Below are 821 nucleotides of genomic sequence, written 5' to 3'. Positions count from 1 at the left end.
TGACATCAACGGAAGGTGACAACCAGACATCAAATGATACAGGTAACCAGACATCCGCCCAGACAGAGGAAACAGACACACCCCATGGGGCCATCTGGGTTAAGGCCTACGATATGGGGAGGGTGAACCTCACAGAACTCAAAAGGATGGGTATAAAGGATGTCTTCCTTGAGCAGCTGGCCTTCAATGACGCCAGGTTCAGCATGAACCTCACCTCATTCCTCGGCAATGCATCAGAGCAGGGGATACGGGTGAGCGCCTGGGTGATCTGCCTCAAGGATTCCAGCGGAAAATGGGTTGACCCAACCGGAAGATACGCCTACAATGTTACAAAGACAAAAAAGGTCACAGTGAAGGAGCCATACAGGTACTACTACACCGTAACAGTGAAGAAGGCCTACACCAGGTACGTGAAACAGAAGTACAAGGCGTGGTACAGGTACAAAGGTAAACTGAAATACACCTGGAAGTACCGCTACGTTAAAAAGACATACTACAGGTACGTTAAGGAGACAAGGTACACCATAAAGTACCGTACAGTTACAAAAACCGTTAAGACCACAGAGACCAGGTACGGCTACAACATGACCTACGCAGAGAACTTCATAGAGAACCTGACAGAGCGCGCCCTCTCATACATCAGTGTACCTGGTGTTGGCGGGGTGCACCTGGACTACATCAGATATCCGGGAAACGCCTACCAGGTCCCCAATTCCACAGAGACCATAACAGGAATAGTTAAGAGGATAAGTGAAGCCATAAAATCAGTGAACCCCGGTCTGCTCCTATCAGCGGCGGTGATGCCAGAGAAGGCCTCAAAC

At 49.6% G+C, this 821-nt stretch carries 1 protein-coding gene; it reads left to right on the top strand.

The features are described from left to right. Nucleotides 1–821: hypothetical protein (locus L5462_RS09230; RefSeq protein WP_237780483.1), on the top strand; the 821-nt coding region annotated here is incomplete at both ends.

It is taken from the genome of Methanothermobacter sp. K4, assembly GCF_022014235.1.
In the GTDB taxonomy this organism is placed as follows: Archaea; Methanobacteriota; Methanobacteria; order Methanobacteriales; family Methanothermobacteraceae; genus Methanothermobacter.
Note: the sequence above shows the minus strand (reverse complement) of the source record. Positions and strands in the feature narration are given on the sequence as shown.